Annotated in this window: 13 protein-coding genes; 4 read left to right on the forward strand and 9 right to left on the reverse strand. The window is 39.7% G+C overall.

All coding sequences use genetic code 11. From position 1 onward, the window contains the following. The 3 genes from AC4PL9_RS12360 to dprA form a co-directional block, all read right to left on the reverse strand. Positions 1 to 1,505, reverse strand: a 1,505-nt coding sequence (locus tag AC4PL9_RS12360) for a hypothetical protein (RefSeq protein WP_491605056.1), incomplete at its 3' end; no start/stop codon positions are given. Positions 1,506 to 1,680: 175 nt separating this feature from the next. After that, the gene (locus AC4PL9_RS12365) at positions 1,681 to 2,886 is read right to left on the reverse strand and encodes a C1 family peptidase (RefSeq protein ID WP_491605057.1); all 1,206 of its coding nucleotides are present in this window, start codon (positions 2,884 to 2,886) and stop codon (positions 1,681 to 1,683) included. A gap of 63 nt (positions 2,887 to 2,949) precedes the next feature. After that, positions 2,950 to 4,071: a DNA-processing protein DprA gene (dprA, locus tag AC4PL9_RS12370; protein ID WP_491605058.1), complete on the reverse strand. Its 1,122-nt coding sequence runs from the start codon at positions 4,069 to 4,071 to the stop codon at positions 2,950 to 2,952. Positions 4,072 to 4,224: 153 nt separating this feature from the next. On the opposite strand from dprA, the gene kdsB reads away from it, so the two are divergent. Further along, positions 4,225 to 4,959: a 3-deoxy-manno-octulosonate cytidylyltransferase gene (gene kdsB / locus AC4PL9_RS12375; RefSeq protein ID WP_491605059.1), complete on the forward strand. Its 735-nt coding sequence runs from the start codon at positions 4,225 to 4,227 to the stop codon at positions 4,957 to 4,959. Here kdsB and rnr read toward each other — a convergent pair. Beyond that, positions 4,956 to 7,118 carry a ribonuclease R gene (gene rnr / locus AC4PL9_RS12380; protein ID WP_491605060.1) on the reverse strand — a complete coding sequence of 721 codons (2,163 nt, stop codon included), beginning with the start codon at positions 7,116 to 7,118 and terminating at the stop codon, positions 4,956 to 4,958. The two genes, kdsB and rnr, sit on opposite strands and share 4 nt — an antisense overlap. Before the next feature lie 223 nt (positions 7,119 to 7,341). Here rnr and AC4PL9_RS12385 point away from each other — a divergent pair, with 223 nt between their 5' ends. Together AC4PL9_RS12385 and AC4PL9_RS12390 are read left to right on the forward strand one after the other, a co-directional pair. Further along, on the forward strand, positions 7,342 to 7,863 hold the full coding sequence (locus tag AC4PL9_RS12385) for a ferritin (protein WP_491605061.1): 522 nt from the start codon (positions 7,342 to 7,344) through the stop codon (positions 7,861 to 7,863). 18 nt (positions 7,864 to 7,881) lie between these two features. Next, a complete protein-coding gene (locus AC4PL9_RS12390; protein WP_491605062.1) occupies positions 7,882 to 11,778 on the forward strand; it encodes an adenylate/guanylate cyclase domain-containing protein in 3,897 nt (1,298 codons plus the stop codon). 65 nt (positions 11,779 to 11,843) lie between these two features. Here the strand turns inward: AC4PL9_RS12390 and AC4PL9_RS12395 are convergent, their stop codons facing one another. Both AC4PL9_RS12395 and AC4PL9_RS12400 read right to left on the reverse strand, forming a co-directional pair. Continuing rightward, positions 11,844 to 13,973, reverse strand: a complete 2,130-nt coding sequence (locus AC4PL9_RS12395) for a M3 family metallopeptidase (RefSeq protein WP_491605063.1) — start codon at positions 13,971 to 13,973, stop codon at positions 11,844 to 11,846. Positions 13,974 to 13,986: 13 nt separating this feature from the next. Further along, positions 13,987 to 14,178: a hypothetical protein gene (locus AC4PL9_RS12400; RefSeq protein WP_491605064.1), complete on the reverse strand. Its 192-nt coding sequence runs from the start codon at positions 14,176 to 14,178 to the stop codon at positions 13,987 to 13,989. A 282-nt stretch (positions 14,179 to 14,460) separates the two neighbouring features. Between AC4PL9_RS12400 and AC4PL9_RS12405 the strand changes: the two genes are divergently transcribed. After that, a complete protein-coding gene (locus AC4PL9_RS12405; protein WP_491605065.1) occupies positions 14,461 to 15,402 on the forward strand; it encodes a hypothetical protein in 942 nt (313 codons plus the stop codon). A gap of 154 nt (positions 15,403 to 15,556) precedes the next feature. Here the strand turns inward: AC4PL9_RS12405 and AC4PL9_RS12410 are convergent, their stop codons facing one another. From AC4PL9_RS12410 to AC4PL9_RS12420, 3 genes are all read right to left on the reverse strand, one after another. After that, positions 15,557 to 16,120, reverse strand: a complete 564-nt coding sequence (locus tag AC4PL9_RS12410) for a T6SS immunity protein Tdi1 domain-containing protein (RefSeq protein WP_491605066.1) — start codon at positions 16,118 to 16,120, stop codon at positions 15,557 to 15,559. An 83-nt stretch (positions 16,121 to 16,203) separates the two neighbouring features. Continuing rightward, complete coding sequence (locus tag AC4PL9_RS12415; protein ID WP_491605067.1) at positions 16,204 to 17,253, reverse strand: WD40 repeat domain-containing protein; 1,050 nt, start codon at positions 17,251 to 17,253, stop codon at positions 16,204 to 16,206. Between the two features lie 26 nt (positions 17,254 to 17,279). Beyond that, the coding region (locus AC4PL9_RS12420) for a hypothetical protein (RefSeq protein ID WP_491605068.1) at positions 17,280 to 18,002 on the reverse strand (723 nt) is incomplete at its 5' end.

An 18,002-nucleotide genomic window follows, 5' to 3' on the forward strand; every position in this document is an offset into this window, starting at 1 on the left:
CCTCCTTCTACTTCATTATGAAGTTTGATAACAAACAAATCTGTAAAGCCGGTAGATATCAGATTGGCTTCTCCTTCTCCTGCATCACTATCCAGCAAACCGGCAAAATTACCACCAAGATAAACACTTCCGTCAGTAGCAAGAGAAATCGCCGTTGCATGACTGTAGTTGCCTGAAAGTGTATTTGTAGCATAATATTGTGCGTACACAAACTCCCCGTCTCCTTTCAGTTTTAGCATAACAGGTCGGTATTGCGCATTTGTTCCTACGATCGAATCACCGGCTCCGGGATTCATGTCGGTTGGTCCGCCAATAAAACCTGCGATGTATAGATTATTCCCGGAGTCTACCGTGATATCGTAAAAAACGTCTTCTTTCCCGTTTTCATCTCCGATAGCTGCTGCCCAATTAAGTGTTCCTCCGGAACTGTATTGAATGATGTAAGCGTTAATAGACAGGTCGAAATTGAGCAAGAATGAATCTTCAGAAGGATCAACCTCCATTTCTCCAACGAATGTACCGATGAAACTGACATTTCCATTGTTGTCTACAGCCAGTTTAGATGCGTTATCCACATAGGCATTTCCCATTCCATTTGACCACTGATATTCTCCCGATTCATTCAGTTTACAAATGAAAATATCGGTTTGTCCGAATACAGGTAGTGTTTCAACAACGTTCGGGTCCGGGTTCATATCATTCGGATTATAATAAACGCCGGAGGTCGTATATTCTCCGGTAATGTAAATACTGTTGGCTGCATCAACTTCTATACTTTTAATGGAATGAGCAACCATTCTTTTTACCCAGATAAATTCCCCGTTTTCATTGAGTTTTAGTACATATTGTGCCATTTTATCCCCTTCGTTTAGTTCAGCATCCGGGTTTCCTTCTTCAAACACCATGGGGAAATTGCCGTTGGAATAATATTTTCCGCCCACAATGAGGTTTCGATCATTGTCAAGAGCAAGTGCCATAATTTTGTTGGAATTGGCAATGTTTCCCACTCCATAATCCTTAACCCATAAGAAGTTACCATTCGCGTCTAACTTTAGAACAAAAGCACTTGTTCCTACTCCCATTGGGTGGCTTGTCAGGCTTTGCTCTCCTGCACCCGGATCAAAATCAACTGTTCCGGTAAAAAAGCCACCGATGTAAATATTATCTGCGTCATCCACAACAACATCGGAAATAATATCTTCATCCTCATCACCTCCAAAAGTATAGGCCCAAAGAAGGTTTTTGTCCTCATCATATTTGGCGATATAAGCATCTTTTAACCCACTGGATGTAAGTTGAGTTGTTCCGGCATTCGGATCAAAATCTCCGGAACCCTGCAAGATACCGCCTATAATAAAATTGTTTTGGCTATCTGTTGCCAGAGTTGCTATCGAATTATTGGCCGTTCCGATAGCTGTTGCAAAAGACCACTCCAGTTCCTGAGAGTGCGTAATCTGTGTGAATAATGATCCGCACAGGACAAGGATAAGTAAATGGTTTTTCATGTTGTTTTTTGAACAAAGTTAGGCGGTGAATGGCTACGGGTAAATACGTCGAATGTCTTATTCTTACAAAAACAAAGCGGATGGGGGAATGAGTTGAAAATAGTAATAAACAGTAGGTTATGTAAATAAAAAAGGTGCTGCAAACCGCAGCACCTTTTCTTATCAGTAGCCGTATTTATAGTTTTAATTTGCTGCGGATATCCTTTGGAAGAGCATCCTTATGCAAGTAAACATTAATAGTTTTGTATTTAAAATAGTTTTGAGAAACATACAAATACCCCTCCGGGTGATTTCCGGTTCCCCATGAGTTTTTCACAAGATAAAATGGCGTTCCGTTAGCTTCTTTATAAAGCCCGGTGATATGCATACCATGATCATCCTGAGTGGTTTTGTTGTCATATCCTTCCTGACGTAATTCCTGAGTGATGGCAAGCTCTTTTACCGGTTGAAGGAAAGCATTTGACTCACGTTCAGCACCTGCATCCGAGAAGTTTTTATTGTCGGCACCTTTTATTTTTATCGTTGACGGATCTTCCGGAACGATAGCTATCCCTTCTCTGAAGTTGAACCCGGATTCGGAAACGTCTGCTCCCCATGCTACTGTATAGCCATTTTTCAATGCTTCTTCAGTTACGCGCACCATATCTTCCAACGGAACATTATAACTTTTTCCCCATGCCCAGTTATCCGGAATAGCCAACATACACTCCTCATAAAAAGGATGGTTAGTGAACGAAGTGATACTTACATAATCGTCCATGTTTAAACCGATGTGTTTTGCAAAGCTCTCGGGTGTATACTCTTTTCCTTTGTAAGTAAACTTTTCAGGAACAGCGCCTAGATAAGCATCCAGAATCCCTTTTAGTCCGTTTTTCCATACCGAAGAAAGAGAGGTTCCTTTTCTCATGTTTTTGACGTATTCCAATACGCCATTTACATAGCCTTCTACAGCACTGAACATCTCGCTGTGATTGTGTTTATCAGAACCATAGTTTAATCCCTGATAAGCTTCTGAAGGAACAATTCCATATCTTTTAATAACATAAGGAATATCATGAAAAGCTCCACCCTGAGAAAAGTTTACTGTTCCTCCCATTCGGATATACTTCTCAGCTTTTTCCTGATACGCATTTCGCACAATGAACATTTCGGATAAGGTAGGGGCGTCTTTTACTCCTTTTCGAATCAGTTCAGACTCAAAAAAGGAAAGGGCTGAAAAACTCCAGCAAGTACCTGTGTACCCCTGGCTTAATACGGGAGTGGCATCGTAATGAGCTACTTTTTCAAATTTATAGTCACTATTTTCCTTGTTGGTGACAATCTGGGAAAAAGAAGTGCCTACAAAAAGAAAGGCACCAATAAGTATGGATATTTTTTTCATTTTTATTTGGTTTTGGGAGGTGAAAATAGTGAATATATGATGAAACATCAAGAAACACGGAAATTAGCAACGAACCAGTAATTTTTCTCCCAGCTGATATCTTTTTCCGGGAAGAGCCTGTAAAAAACCAGAAATCTCCATTTTTAACAAAAGGCTGCTTAATTGGGCTCTGGGTATCTGACTGATAACAGAAATCGCATCAAGTGATAACTTTTCTTTTTCCCGGAGTAATTGGAAAATGATTTGCTCATTGTGGTCTAACGCTTCAGAAAGAATAAGTTGTTCTTTGGTTTCATTCTTTTCGGGAGTCCAGCCCATATAGGTCAGAAATTGTTCCGGAGAGGTTAATAAATGTGCTTTGTTTTCGGAAATGATACGGTTACATCCCCTTGAGTATTGTGAATAAACAGATCCCGGAAAAGCAAACACGTCTTTGTTATAGTCATTAGCCAACTCACACGTGATAAGAGAACCTCCCTTGGTGTCACTTTCTACTATAATTACAGCATCAGCGAGCCCGGCAACAATCCGGTTGCGCATAGGAAAATTGACACTGTCAGGGACAGTCCCGGGTATATACTCGGTCAATAGTCCGCCATTTTCAATCATCTTTTCGGCAAGACGTTTATGTGCTGCGGGATAGATTCTGTCCAGTCCATGCCCGAGTACGCCGATTGTTGGGATGTTTTCTCTGACACAAAGCTGATGGGTTATACCATCAATGCCATGAGCAAGCCCACTGATGACTGTGATTTGTTTGTTTTGTAATGTGGTTATGAGGTTGCTGCAAATTTGTTTTCCATAGCTTGTTGCATTTCGGGTCCCCACAACCGCTATTGTTCTTGGGGGATTACTATCAAAGTTACCTTTTCCGAATAGAAACACGGGGCCGTCTTCGGTCTGTTTTAATCTCCGGGGATAGTTGTCTTCGAGGTAATAAAAAATCCGATGGTTTTCTTTTGTAATTTGTTCCAGAGTTACTTCTGCTTTTGCCAGCGCGTTTTGTAAGTTTTTCTTTGAAAAACGGATGTTACGGATTCCGGGTACCTTGGAGAGCACAGCTTTGCGTTCTTCAAATACGGCTTGTGCTGAACCGAGATAAGCGATTAGGTTTTTAGCTTTAATGCTTCCGATCCCATCAATAAATGTAAGGGCAAGCGGAAATCGATAATCTGCTGTTTTCAAGTTGTCTACGTTTAGGTTAGGACAACAAATATACGAAACGGTTTCTGATAAATCAACTCAAAAAAGCAGGTGTGATGAGTTCTGTTGTAAGGAACAGGCAACCGGATATCCGTTGAATAAAGCTAATTTTGTATGTTTGAAAAAAACGAACGCATGTATACATTAGGAATTATTCCTGCCCGTTATGGCTCATCCCGTTTTCCCGGAAAACCATTGATTGATCTGAAAGGAAAATCAATGATCCGGAGGGTGTATGAAGGAGCTGAAAAATGTACGCTTTTTAATGATGTAGTAGTAGCAACGGATGATCAAAGGATTTATGATCACGTGGCCAGTTTTGGGGGCAAGGTAATGATGACTGCCGATGCGCACCAGAGCGGAACGGATCGCTGTGGCGAGGTGTTGGGTCATTTTCCTCAGGCGGATTTGGTGGTGAATATCCAGGGGGATGAACCTTTGGTAGATGCGCGTCAGTTAGAGTTGTTGATTCGTGCGTTTGATGACAGCTCTGTTCAGATTGCAACATTGGGAAATCCAAATCTGACCCATGAAGATCTGAATAATCCGAATAGGATAAAACTGGTGAAGAATAAGGCAGACAACGCGTTGTATTTTAGCCGGAGTGCGATTCCTTTTGGAGCGAAAGTGCCTCAGGAAGAATGGTTGAGTAAGTTTCCATACCTGAGACACATAGGATTGTATGCATACCGGTCACAAACGCTAAAAGAACTGATACAACTTGCCCCGGCTGATCTGGAGTTGTGGGAATCGCTTGAACAGCTTCGATGGCTGTATAATGGATATGCTATCCGTGTAGTGGAAACAGAGATTGAAACCCCAAACATTGATAGTCCTGAAGACGTTGAAACGGTGCTCAGAATGCTCTAGCCAACAGGATCAGTTAATTCAAGATCAATCGTCCGGCGGCGGGTATCAACTTCTTTAATACGAACCAATACGTCATCACCAATATTAAACTCTTCTCCGTGACGGGCTCCTACGATACGATAGGTATCTGCATCGAAGTAGTACCGATCACCGGGGATGGAGTCCATTGGGACAAGTCCTTCACAACGGTTCTCTTTCATTTCAACAAACATTCCAAAGTCTGTAATACCGTTGACGATACCTTCAAACGTTTCTCCCACATGGTCTTTTACAAATTGGACCTGGAAGTACTTGGTAGAGTCCCGTTCTGCTTCTACGGCCTTACGCTCCATTCTTGAAGTTTGTTTCCCGATTTCATTTAATGCAGGAAGTCCGTACGGATTTGGTCGTTTTTCCAACATGGCATGCAGAATTCTGTGTACTACTAAATCAGCATATCGGCGAATAGGAGATGTAAAGTGGGTGTAATATTCAAACGCTAATCCGTAATGCCCGATGTTCGTGGTTTCGTAATTGGCTTTTGCCATTGAACGAATGGCCATGGTCTGAATAATAGAGTACTCATTTTCGTAGCGAATATCATTCAACAATTTATTGATACTGCGTGATATATCATTTTCGTTTGAGAACGTAATGTCGTAGCCAAACTTCTCAATGAACAGTTTGAATGTTTCAATTTTACCCATGTCCGGCTTATCATGTGTCCGGTAAATACAAGGGGTTGCCGGGTGGTTTTTATCTCCTTTTCCGATAAATTCGGCTACATGCCTGTTGGCGAGCAGCATAAACTCTTCAATGAGTTTATGAGCATCTTTGGAGACCTTTATAACGACTTCTTCCGGTTGCCCGACATCATTTAATCGAAAACGAATTTCTTCGGACTCTATATTCATCGCGCCATGCTTCATCCGCTGCTTCCGATAGATTTTTGCTATTCTATCCAGGTCGCGGATAATAGTTGCGAGTTCTTCTGATTTTCCTTCAATTACTTCCTGAGCCTGTTCGTAGGTGAACCTTCTGTCTGAATGGATAACAGTTTTCCCAAACCATTGTCGTACGACCTTATCCTTGTCATCGAACTCAAAAATCGCCGAGAAACTGTATTTATCCTCATTGGGGCGCAACGAGCAGGCAATATTTGAAAGTTGTTCCGGAAGCATGGGTATAACGCGATCCACAAGATATACGGAGTTGGAACGTTTCAGTGCCTCGGCATCCATAGGCGAACCCATGGTAACGTAATGACTGACATCAGCTATGTGTACACCGATCTCTTTGTTGCCGTTTTCGAGAATTCTGTAAGATAATGCGTCGTCAAAATCTTTTGCATCGGCCGGGTCAATAGTAAACGTAAATACATCTCTGAGGTCGCGGCGTTTTGCAATCTCTTTTTCATCCAGCTCGATTGATGTTTCTTCTGCCTGGGCAATAACTTCCTGAGGAAACCGGAAATCAATTCCATTATCAACCAGAATGGAAATCATTTCTGCATCATTTGTTCCGGGCATTCCGAGGACTTCAACAACTTCTGCAAACGGGCTTTCAGCTCCTTCCGGCCAATCTGTGATACGAACAAGAGCCTTTTGGCCATTTTGTGCACCATTTAGCTTTTCTTTAGAGATAAAGAAATCGACATTCATGCGCTGATTGTCCGGGATCAAAAATGCAAATCGTTCATTGACCTGTAATACACCAACGTAAAACTTCTTATCACGTTCAACGACTTCAATGACTTTACCTTCATCACGATTGGCTCCCCGCTTAATGATTTTTACCTTTACCCGATCTCCGTTAAGGGCTTTACCCGTATGTTTAGGTTGTATAAAGATGTCGTTTTCTCTGTCTTCTACCACCAGATAGGCTGCTCCCCTCGCAGTAAAGTCAATTGTTCCCTCAAATTCTTTTCCGGAGTTATTGTAACGAAATTTCCCGCGGACTACTTCTTTAAGGAGGTGTTGAGCAGCCAGTTCTCCTAAAATTTTATGAACCAGTTTGCGTGTTTCGCTATCATTAATAGAAAGAGTATTGCTGATTTGTTTATAGTCAATTGTATGATCAGGATTGTTTTCGAAATAATGAAGAATCCCGTCTTTCAATACGTTCTTAAGTTTGTTTTTCCCCGATTTACTCGGTCCTTTCCGATGTTTCTTTTTTGCCATGCACTAAATTCTGTAAAGGCGAAAAGTTATTCTTTTCAACTTAGACTAATTCTAAAATTCGAAGGTAATACTAATTTATAACTATTCCATTCGAATAATTGTTAATAGATTGATAACTTTGACAGTGAGCAAAATGAAGGCTGATTCAGCCCGTTTTATGCTTGCAGATTTCTTGGATATTTGCAAAATTTTATTAGATTTAATAACAAAAAACAGGTTTACAATGAACAAACACATCGAAGAAGTATTGAATAGTCAGTTAAAGAAGGAGGCGTCATCATCTCAGTTTTATCTGGCAATGGCTTCATGGGCAGAAACAAACGGACTCAACGGTACAGCAAAATTCTTATATCGGCATTCAGACGAAGAGCGTATGCATATGTTGAAGCTGGTAAAATTTATCAATGAGCGGGGAGGAAAAGCAATTATTCCTGCTTTGGAACAACCACCGGTTAGTTTTGATTCGGTACTTAATGTTTTTGAATTATTGCTTGAACACGAATTGGGAGTAACGGAAAGTATTAATGATGTGGTTGATATTTGCCTGAAAGAAAAAGACTATACTACGTATAATTTTATGCAGTGGTATGTTTCCGAACAATTGGAAGAGGAAGCATTGGCACGTACGATTCTGGACAAACTGCGTATGATCGGGAATGACAAAGGTGGTTTATACCTTTTCGACCGGGATCTTGAAAATTCAGCTATCCAGGTTGATAATGCTGCCGCAGGAGCTGCGCAGTAAGCGGTTTAAATAGATTTTATGAAACAACTCTTATTCTGGGGAGTATTCTTTATTTTGGGAAGCGTATGTTGGGGACAGTCTAACATACGCTTTCAAAATTATTCCATTAACAGCGGGCTGTCGCAAAGTTATGTTACAGATATTCTTCAGGATGAAAGTGGATTTATTTGGGTATGTACACAAGATGGCCTGAACAAGTTTGATGGTTATCAGTTTCGTATCTTTTCAGCAGACCGAACCAATGGTATAGAGAGTAATTATTTTAACTGCGGGATAAAAGCATCAACAGGGATATTGTGGTTTGGTACCCAGCAAGGATTAGTCTCCTATGATCCTAAAAATGAAAAGTTTTACTCATTTGTTCCCGAAGGAAAGATCAAAGATAAGTCTATTGTAAGTATTGCAGAGAACGAAGCAGGAGACTTGTTTGTCTTGTTTGATAATAGAGGCATATATCGGTTTTCTCCTGCTTCTGAAAAATTTTACCCGCTTTCAAATGCAGTCAATGACGGTTCAATGACCCGTCTCAATTACTACTTTTCCTATGGACTTTTTGTATCAACCGTTGACAAGGGGTTGCTGGTTTATGCAGATGAGAGAATTCGATCGTTAACGGCGCGGGATAGTACGGGGGCTATAGAACCAATAAAAACAATCACGGCTTACGAATCAGGAACATTTCTTGTAGCGTCCCTGAAAGATTTGTATCTCTGGGATGGTCATTCAGATTCATTGCGCCCTTTCATCTTTGATTTTAGCACCAACTTTCCGGGTACAGAAATAGAAGATATTAAAGTTCTTGATAACGGAACCATTCTGATCGCTACTGTTTCTTCAGGACTTATTGAGTTGAAATTCGGAGAAGAAGAAACCCGAATTTTCAGGTACAGACAGGATATTTTTCAGAAGAACACATTACTTAATGATCAGACCACCCGCCTGTTTATCGATAGAGATGGGCAACTATGGGTCGGAACGCAACGGGGATTCGGCACATTTAATCCGAATTACTTAGGCTTTTTAGGAGTAGGGCCTTCCGGAAATCTCGAACAAGGTCTTCCAACTCCCAGTGTATGGTCATTTGCAGAGGACAGAAACGGGGATTTTATATTTATAGGAAACAGTAATGGAGTTTCCCGATTTGACAGGAACCGGAACAGTTTTAACCATTTTTATAGAGAAGCACAGGTAAAATTGATCCGTAAAGTGGATATGCCGGCTCTTTCGTTATTGGTTCTTAATGAAAATGAGTTGCTTGTAGGGTGTTTGGACGGACTGTATAAATTAGAAATCGACCCGGAGGACGCTTCTGCATACCGGTATGTCAAACTTCCTCATAAACGGGGTGTTTCTTTGGAGTATGACAGAATTTACCAGATTGTACAGGTAGATGCGGAAAGGTATTTACTGGCAACACGTGGAGGTATTTGTCTGGTGAATATTGAAACCGGGTTGTATACGTATGTTTCGGATCATAAAGGACTGGGTTCGGTTAAGTACATTTTTAAAGATGTCTTTGATAAATTTTGGATTGCGCCTGCTAACGGTGGGGTGTATCGGTGTATTCTTCTTCATAACGGGGAGCTAACGATCCAGACTTCCTCTTTTAACACACATCTTTCTAAAATAGTAAAGGGTAATGTGAATGTTATCCACCAGACGAAACCGAATATATTTTGGTTAGGAACTTATGGGGATGGTTTGATAAAGGTACACGTTACAAATAACCAGATTGAGCAATTTGATGTAAACAAAGGACTCCCTAATAATGTGATATACGGAATTCTGGAGGATGAAAACGATAATTTATGGTTGAGTACTAACCGGGGACTTTCCAAGTTTAATAAGAAAAAGGAAAATTTTATTAACTATTCGGAGATAGATGGTCTGATGAGTAACGAGTTTAACATCGGGGCATTTTTTAAGACGCGCAAAGGAGAATTGTACTTTGGAGGAATTTATGGATATAATCACTTTTTGCCTTCGGACCTTCAGGAGGGTCGACAGAACTTAACTGTTTTTCTTACTGATCTTCAGATTGGAAATAATAAGGTTTTGCCCGGACAGGAGAATGGTATTCTCTCTACTTCTATAGCGTTTACAAAGGAGATTAGACTCAGCCATCGTCAACGAAATATACAAATTCAGTTTGCCTCGAATGATTTGGCAAATGCTTCGCTTGTTGAGTACAGGTATTTTCTGGAAGGGAATGACGAAGATTACACCTATCTCGGAAGTGAGAACAGTATTATGCTTAATTCACTTTCTCCGGGGGTCTATGAGCTTAAGATTTTTGCCAAATCCGTATATGGAGAGTGGAGTAACCGCCCTACAACGCTTATTATTCATATAGAGCCTCCGTTTTGGATGACATGGTGGTTCAGAATAGTTGTGCTTATTTTTATTGCACTGGCATTGTTCATTTTTTATAGAGTCAGATTAGAGAAGCAACGAAGACGTATGGTACGGCTTGAAATGAAAATTGTTGAGAGAACAAGTGAAATCCGGTATCAGAATAAGAAAATTGAAGAACAAAAGAAAAAGATCGAACAGCAGAAGCGAGAAGTTGAAGAAAAGAAGCGATTATTAGAGAAAGAAAAAGATAAAGTAGAGAAACTATTACATAATATTTTACCTGAAGATACGGTAAAAGAACTGAGTGAAGTTGGAAGTACCAGTGCCAGAGCCTACAACAGAGTTTCAGTCATGTTCACTGATTTTGTTGGGTTCACGAAGATTGCCAATCAGATGCCCCCGATTGATTTGTTGAAACGGTTGGATCTTTTCTTTTCAAAGTTTGATGAAATTATAGAGAAATGGAATGTAGAAAAGATTAAAACAGTAGGGGACGCCTACCTTTGTGCAGGAGGAATGCCTATCCGAACAAAAGAGAACCCTATTCAAACGGTTCTTGCTGGCCTAGAAATTCAGCAGTACATGAAGCAACAGGCGCTGAGAGAAAAGGGACAGGGAATAAATCCCTGGCAACTCAGGATCGGGATTAATACCGGAGAAGTGGTAGCGGGAGTGATTGGTAAAAAACGGTATGCTTACGATATCTGGGGTGCGACTGTGAATCTGGCACAGCGTATGGAGACGAATGGAAAGCCGGGAAAGGTAAATATTTCAGAATCCACTTATGAGGCGATCCAACCGTATTTTGAATGTACGCTACGTGGTGAGGTGATGACCAAAAACAGTGGTCTCGTAAATATGTATTTTGTAGATCGTATCAAACCCGAATTAAGTGCGGACGAGCATGGAATAGTTCCGAATGAACGATTCTGGAAGATAGTAGACCTCCATTTGTACAGCTCCATAAACTATATGAAGGCAGAGCGTACGATCCATAATTTGTTAGAAGAAAGACTTTCTCCAAAATTGTATTATCACAGCATCTGGCACACAAAAGATGTAACGGCTGCTGTGGAGCGACTCGCGTTGATGGAAGGAATTACAGACGAAGGTCTTTTCCTGCTTAAATCGGCAGCTTCTTACCACGATGCGGGATTCATTGAGCAGTATGAGAAGAATGAGCCGATTGGAGTACGTTTGGCAGAGGAACATCTTCCCAAACACGGGTACAGTGAGTCTCAGATACAGATCGTAAAGGACTTGATATATGCAACCCAAATTCCACATAAACCCAAAAATAAGCTGGAAGAGATTATTTGTGATGCGGATCTGGATTATTTAGGTAGGGATGATTTTCATGAAATTGCCGATAAACTAAGAAGGGAACTGCGTGAGCACGGTAAAATTGACAGCGATCGTCAATGGGATGAGATTCAAATTTCTTTCCTTACGCAACACAAGTACTTTACGGATTCGGCCATTAAGCTTCGTCAGGCAAAGAAATCCAAACATGTGGAAGAGATTAAAGCGCGACTGATCAGAGATGAATACAAAGATTAGTTGAACCGAAGAGAATAAAAAAACGGGTGAATTTATATTCACCCGTTTTTGTTTTTGTTCTCGAACTAGTTCAGTCCTCGTTTCTTCAATAAAGGTTCAATACTTGGTTTTGCTCCTCTGAATTTAACGTATAATTCCATAGGGTCTTCTGACCCTCCTTTTTCAAGAATGTTCTCACGGAAAGCTTTTGCTGTTGCCTGATCAAATAAGCTGGTTTCTTTGAAGGCCTGATAGGCATCTGTATCCAGAACTCCCGACCAGATATAACTGTAGTATCCGGCAGAATAGCCTCCGGCAAAAATATGGCTGAAGTAGGTACTTCTGTAGCGGGGAATAATTTCTCCGATTAGTCCTATTTTATTCATCGCTTCTTTCTCGATTGTATTAATATCACCTTCAAGTTTTCCGATGGTAGTGTGATAGTGCATATCCAGTAACGAAGCTGCCAGGTATTCAGTAGTGGCAAACCCCTGATCGAATGTGCCGCTTCGCTGAAGTTTTTCTATTAGAGCATCCGGAATAACCTCTCCGGTTTTGTAATGCTTGGCATATTCTTTCATAAATTCAGGATCTCCGGCCCAGTTTTCCATTACCTGAGAGGGAAGTTCAACAAAATCCGTATACACATTGGTTCCTGCAAGACTTTTATACTGAACATCTGATAACAATCCGTGTAAGGCATGTCCGAACTCATGGAAGAATGTTTCTACTTCGTCAAAGGTCAACAACGAAGGCTTGCTTGCTGTTGGTTTTGTGAAATTGCAAACAATAGAAATGACAGGTGCTTTTCGTTGTCCGTTTTCAACACTTTGTGAACGGTAAGAAGTCATCCAGGCTCCACCACGCTTGGAAGTTCTGGGGTGAAAATCCATATAGAGTACGCCGACATGCTGACCATTCTTTTCCTTTACTTCATAAGCAACTACCTCACTGTGATAAACAGGTACATTGTCAAGTTTTACAAACTGAAGCCCGTAAAGACGGTCACAGAGGTCAAAAATCCCGTCACGAACATTATCAAGACTGAAATACTCACGAACTTCCTCTTCATTAATTTCGTAGCGTTCTTTGCGTATTTTCTCGGTATAGTAACGCCAGTCATAGGGTTCCAGATTGAAGTTTTCCCCTCCTTCACTGATTTTTGCCTGTAGATCTTTTGATTCCTTTTTTGCTTTCTCCAAAGCGGGTTCCCAAAGTCGGTTTAATAAAGCATACACTTCATCAGGAGTACCGGCCATTGACTCTTCCAGTTTATACGCAGCATGGTTTTTGTATCCCAGCAACTGTGCCTTTTCGGCGCGTAATTCTACTAATTCACGAAGGACTTCTTTGTTGTCATTTTCATTGTTGTTATTTCCCCGCATCTGGTAGGCTTCCCAAATTTGTTTACGCAGGTTGCGGTTGTCTGCATATTGCAGGAAAGGCATTACACTTGGATTGTGTAATGTGAACAACCATTTACCTTCCATACCTGCTGCTCCTGCTTCTCGGGCAGCTGTTTCAATCAGGTCATCGGGAAGTCCTGACAAGTCGCCTTTCTGATCAATGACAAGTTGAAAATCATTGGTTTCAGCCAGTTGGTTTTGACCAAACTTAAGTGTCAGAAGTGAAATTTTCTCGTTGATCTCACGCAAACGCCCCTTTTTATCTTCGGGAAGATTAGCCCCCCCTCTTACGAAAGACTTGTACTGATTATCAAGAACCTTAGTCTGCTGGCTGTTCAGGTTCAACGAAGTTTTGTTTTCCCACAGGGTTTGAATACGGGCAAAAAGCTTTTCGTTTAGCGCAATATCATCCCGGTGCGCTGATAGTTCCGGAGAAATTTCTTCGGCAATAGCCTGAACTTCGTCGTTGGTATTCGCGGACGAGATATTATAAAATACACTGCTTACGCGAGATAATAATTCTCCTGAATTTTCAAGGGCAAGCAACGTGTTTTCGAAAGTGGGAGCTTCCTCGTTGTTGATGATTGCCTGGATTTCATCTTTCTGTCGTTTGATTCCCTCCCGGAATGCCGGAAGATAGTGTGCCTCGCTAATTAAATCAAAAGGAGGAACTTCAAACGGGGTGTCATACTTTTCTACAAAAAACGGATTCATTTTTTCCTCGGATGTTGTTTTGTGATCATTTTCTTCTGCTCCGCATGCGGATAATAACCCGACAGCAATTACAGAAATGGGAAGTATTCTTTTCATAGCCTTCTTATTTTTAACCAACCAGTTCTGCGGACAGATCCTTGTCAGTTTTAGTTACTTTATTATACTGTGTTTTGTCCGCGTTTTTACCACGGCATCCCACCGCTCCAATAGAGCAATCAGATGCACTCCTGTTTTCTTTGGAGAGAAAAATATTATGCATCAATTTTTCGTTATCGGTAAGCTCAATAAACAAATTGTTCATAGTACCTCATGACAAACACACGTTGAACATTGCGAGCGAATTTACTATTTTTTCCGCAAATAGTTATTGATCCGTTTTTTGGGAGTAGGTGTTACGTTTGGTAGTTATCCCATAGTTCTAAATAAAGATTAAAACAATTCAAAATGGAATTGATTTATGCTTTGTGGAAAAACTAATTTTTCGATTTAATCCATACAATTTATTTTACTAAGAATATTTGGAAAATTAGTTTATTCATTAGATTTGCAGCACATTATATATTTATAAATTAAGTAAAAAAAGATGAACAAACTAATTTGCTATTCTGCTTGCGTTGGGCTTTTTATGGCAGCATCATGCTCCAGAAGTTTTGAGAATAAAGAAGAGGCGTATGAAACCAATGTAAAAGGGTTTTTTAATATGAACGATGAGGATGGAAATCCTGCATTTACTATTCTGGCACTTGAAAAGGTTATCAATGACTGGGATGGTGGTGGAGAAAATCCGGCTTACGAACCATCAGCAAGTACGGATAAACTTATTAAAGTTGAGATTAAAGGAGAAACGACTGCTTCTGATGTTGATTTAGGGATAACAGAGGCAAATCTTGAATTGTTTGATGCGAAAAGTAAAAAAACATATTCACCAATTGTCTCTCTAAGTAATGGTGTAACATTCGGTGGATTGATGGAAAGATTAGCGTCCGGATATGTTGTTTATAGTATTCCTATGGAATCGAATTTAGATGATTTATACATTGGAATTAATAAAGAGCTAGCTACTGCGGATTTAAGTAAAGTAGATGTTGCATCACTACTTCCGTTGAAGAAAAATGGAGCTTTGGAAGAAAGCACTATCGCTATCAATCAAACGAAAGTTGTAGAAGACATAATCTTTGAGCTTGAGAAAACATATGTTTTCGGTAACTTAACTGTAAATGTTTCAGACGAAGCTGTGGCGAAGTATAAAGAAACATATTACGATGATCCTGCAGATGCGTTTATTAAACTTGAAATTGAAGTACAAAACGGTTCTTCTTCTGATAATGCTTTTGTTGATGAGCCTTATCTGGTGACTGAATATGGAATGTTTGGGAGTCAGTACGATATGGGTGAATTCCCATCAACTATAGAGCCAAATGGAACGTATAAAACTACTTTATACTATAAGGTTCCGGCTGGAACAAAAATTCTTGGACTTGTAGGTGAAAATATGGAAGGTAAAGACTATTCTATAGAGCTATAAGCAGAATTGAATAAGTAATTTAACACCCTTGCATAAAATGCAAGGGTGTTTTTTTATATCTTACTTCTTGATTAGTGTAGACAGATGATAATCCAATTATCAGGGTAAGGTTTCGTTAAGGATCTAGCGAGTATTCAAATCAGAATTAACCGTTTTACATGGTCATTTGAAACACAAGCTCTTGATAAACTTGTGCATTTCCTTTCTTTAGCTGTTGAACTTCTTCTGCTCCTCCCATTGATAAAACCGGGGTAAAGGTAAATATTTCGTTAGGGGCTAATTCGCCTAGTTCAGTTATTGCATTTTTAAATAGTTCCTCTCTTAGCCAATAATCCCTAAACTCCTCTTCCGGTAAAGAATCTTCAAAAAATGATTGTAAACTCCAGTTTAGTGTTTCAATATTGCGAAATTGAATGTCTATAATACAAACATCTTCGTCAGTTTCTGTCAGTTTCCTGTAGTAAAACAACTCGCCGAACCCCGTTATGGCAAAAGGAACATAGTTTTCAACTTCTCTACCTAACCACGTCCAGAGAACAGGTTCATACTCTTTAGGATTAATCATTTCGATTATTCCCTTATTGTACTTGCCAAAACCGTCAGATTTCCATAAGTCAAGTAATATTTCAGGAACTTTATCTTTATAGGCTGATATTGTTTCTGCCGTCACCGGAATTGAATTTTCGGCGATTTTATATGAATTTTTAAATTTTTCCATACCTGTTTTAATGATGTTATTCTCTTATTTAGACCGCCATTTCACTTTAGGATAAATAAGTGAATGCGCTGTTCTCCTTTAATTTATGGACGATCTCTTTTGGTAAATATCGGTTCTAACCCTCTGATGTTTACCTTTACCACTCTGTAATTGTCTAAAAGGGCTACAAAATGATCATCATCTTGCCAAATCATTGCGTACGCATAGTCCACTAAATTGCGGTTAAAAATACGGTAGCACTCTTCGTCCATGTGTGCACTAATTAGGTGTAATAATCCTGAACGGTCATTTACTAAAAAACGTCGACCATTTGGACTCAACACCGGTAAGGTTGTCCATGCGGTACACGAATAGTCATCATCGTCTTGCCCGCTATGTTTTACGCCACTTTTTCCCTCATAATACAGTCTTTTGATTTCCTCCAAATCTTCATCCAGTGTGAGAATAAAGTTTTTGTGCTCAAAAGGAATCCAATATTTTTGATTCTCTTCGGAATAAAAAAGTTCTCCCGAGCTGCGAAGTTCTTTTGTTTTGACAACTTCTTCGGTTTGAAAATTAAGGATGCTTACTCTTTTTCCATTGGCTTCTAGTACGGCAATATAATTTTCATTTTCACGGTGCAAACAAATTCCTGAGATATAGTCAAAATCATTTCCATCCAATTGCTTTATTGTTTTTACACGATCCAGCTCTGTGTTCATGACAAAGATTTCATCCGAATCGGTGCCCATAATAAAATCATTTCTGGTCCATATCAGGTCAGAAATATATGCAGTGGTTACGGCTTCGGTAATGCGTTCACCGGTTTTAGCATCAAATATGGCAATGTCTTTATGATCATTTGAAGCCACAATTTTTGTTTTGTCCGGGCTCACGGCAACGGATCTTCCATATCCCTCAATGGTATACAGCACATTTCCATCCCAATCCCTGCTGATCATGAATTCTTTCCAGCTTGCACAAAATCCATTTGACAAACGAGCCAAGCGAAAATCTCCTTTTACCGAAGAATACGTAAAATCATACGGCTCAGGGATGATATGATATTCTTGTCCGTCATCGACATAATCTTCAGGAAATTCTTTTTCTACGAGATCTAAAAAGTTGCTTTTAAAGCGTTTAAAAAAACTCATAATTTAAATTTTTTAAATGGTTATCATTATTTTTTGGATCCAACAATTATTTTCCAAAGATTTCTCAAAGACTTTTTTGTTACGGGATCTTCAGTTTTTTCTACGATTTCATCCAGTGTATCTTCCCATCTTTTTCTTTCAGTGGATAAATAATCAGAAATATCACTTGGGTCAGGCACCTCAATTTTTACATTTTCATTGACGTAATCGCTGCCTGTACTAAATCCGGCAGAATCAAATTCCTGGTATTTTTTTAAATGATCTGCCCATTTAGGGTCTGTCATAGTGATTCTGTAAATTGCCCAGGGAATTCTATTGTAATCTTGCCAAAAAGCTCTCCAATGCTCTTGCCAGGTATAGTCCCAATCTTCATGATCTTCATCCAAACCATCTTCTATGCACAACGTATCCATTTTTTCATGTGCTTCTGTTTCATCCCAGGGTAAATTTTCAGCTTTATAAATGAGTACATCTTTTATATACGTATCGACCAGTTCTTCTAAATCATCAGGCAGATATTTTTCATGAGGAATAGCCCTTCCTAAAGAACCATTGGGGATTCGTTGAAAGTTTTTTTCATAATCATAGGCTTCGCTAATCAACAGTTGCAAGGCAAAATTTTTATCCTGCGGAAACGGACCTGCATCCGGGTGATCAAATTTTACTAGTAAATCAATATAGTCATCCTTTTTCTTCATGACTATCATTTGCCATAGTGTGCTCATAAATTTTGAATTATAGTTATTGGT

This window comes from Wandonia sp. (assembly GCF_984588085.1).